This is a genomic window from uncultured Brachyspira sp. (assembly GCF_910588665.1).
In the GTDB taxonomy this organism is placed as follows: domain Bacteria; phylum Spirochaetota; class Brachyspiria; order Brachyspirales; family Brachyspiraceae; genus Brachyspira.
Genome location: NZ_CAJUPR010000034.1, coordinates 1 through 2168, shown reverse-complemented (window position 1 = coordinate 2168; position 2168 = coordinate 1). Strand labels below are relative to the sequence as shown.

At 25.6% G+C, this 2168-nt stretch carries 2 protein-coding genes; both read right to left on the bottom strand.

The annotated features are described in order from the left end of the window. On the bottom strand, positions 1–1784 hold a 1784-nt coding region (locus tag QZ306_RS10415; protein ID WP_295163631.1), incomplete at its 3' end, for a DNA polymerase. A 66-nt stretch (positions 1785–1850) separates the two neighbouring features. Then, the coding region (locus QZ306_RS10410) for a hypothetical protein (RefSeq protein ID WP_295163629.1) at positions 1851–2168 on the bottom strand (318 nt) is incomplete at its 5' end.

Below are 2168 nucleotides of genomic sequence, written 5' to 3'. Positions count from 1 at the left end.
TCTACTCCTTTCATTAATACAATACAATCAAGCTTACAATAATATATAGCGTACTTCATTATATCTATTTTCATGTTATCATATGCACCACAAGCTTTAGCATTATTTATTAGTTGTTTCCAATTTTCTTTAATTTGTTTAAATTCAAGTTTATCCTGATTCTCTAAATAATACTGTAATTGAAATTCAAGAGCACTTACATATTTTCTTTTTATATTCTTTTCTGTATATATCTTATAAGCCATTACCTCTTTATGAACATTTAGTTGAAACATTTTACCAAATGAAGCTAAAGCAGCAGGTATAATGGAATAGCTATTTCTAAATGTTAATCTTTTCTCTATTACAGTCATTTTTATCATCTTCTTCGTCCGTTTATCTTTAGCTTCAATTTCTTTATACTTAGTCATCACTATTTGTAGGATTGTACCATTTCTTTCTGTTATCTGTACATCCCAACCTGGTGTATTAATAAAGAAACAAGCATCATATTTCAGGTTATGGAAGTAAGTTAATGAATTGTTTTCTAATGAGTTTAATAATCTATCTGAGATATTAGGTCCATCAAATATCATTTTATGTATTAATTCTTTTGTTCTATATACAGTGATATTAAGATAAGGTCTATGAGGTGAGATAGTAGTATCAGTTTCAAAATCAGAATAATATATTTTTGTCCATTCTCTCTCCTTTTTCATTTCTGACGAATCTATTAATTTCGTACATAAATCATGATCATAGTTAAGGTCTGTAAAATCATTTAGATTATTATTATATTCATTTGTAGCTAATATATTCATTTCACAACTCTTTATCTCTCTAAATTTTCCTTCTTTAAATAGCTTACGAAATATTGTCATAGGTTTCATTCCATTTAATGGTTTATATATCATATAATGATTCTTGTATAATAATAAGTCTACAGTTCTGTTAAAATCTTTTGCCCATTCTTTCTTTCTTGTATCTATCTTTATTTGTTGTTGATGTTTAATATCATATTGTTCTTCTATACGCCTAACAATAAAATGACATTTGAAGTATTTAGATATCTCATATATCAGGTTATTAGGGACTAAACGTGTTTTGACCATATACCTTAAATGATTGATTTCATCTTCTGTAAATACTTTTGATTGAATACAAGCATATACCAAACAATTATCTTTATAGTTCTTTTTATCTATGGTCTTAAATATTTGATATTGAGTTAAATCTAAATCAGATAAATTGATATAAGGAAAGAATCCACCTTCAGGATTCTCTCTATAATCTTCATCTATTTCTATTTCTTCTTCATATAATTGTCCTTTATTATCTTGTTTATCGACTGCAAATGTTGTTTTTCTTCCACTCCTTTTATTATGAATGAAGAGTAATTGATATTTAGAAGGAATAAATGAATTGCCTATATAAGGGTTATTATCAGAACAATCATAATTTAAATCTATTGTTCCTGCTATATGTCCAATTGTTGAATCTATATTTCTTTCTTTCGATAACGTAAACCATTTATATTCTTCTCCATCTAATGATTCACTTTTAACTACAACTTTCTTTTTATTATTCTTCTGTAAATGTCTTAATGTTTCTGTAAATGCTAATCTCTTATCTTCATCATCTCCTATATCTATATCAAATGATATCTCTTTATTAGCTTTTGACATAAACTCTCGTAAATATTTCTTGAACTTAGCTTTATCTTTTACGTTCTTTATTCTTTGTTTATATTCTTTTCTTGCTTCTGTTTTTGCAGCTGAATAAAGGTCAACTGAAATGTCAAACAAATAACTCATTTTCTAGAAAATAAAAATAATAAAATATCACGCTAAAATAATTATATTCATATTTTTTTATTTTGTTAATACGTCATATACATCAGCATTTGTACTTGGTTTTATTTTTAATGTTATAAACAATGGAGACTTAAGTATAACAGGTTGAAACATAAAATCAACTAATCTCATTTCTAAATATTTTAATGAATCTGTATTTACTTTTATTTTTATTGGTTTAGCCATATCATATGATACTATTAAAGCTTCTTGATCTAGAATCATTGTATCTATGTTTGCTATAATACTAGGAGTATATTCTTGATCTCCTATTGTAGAATGTGCTGCTATACCTTGTAATGAAACCAAATATAATTTATTTGCAAAATCTAATAT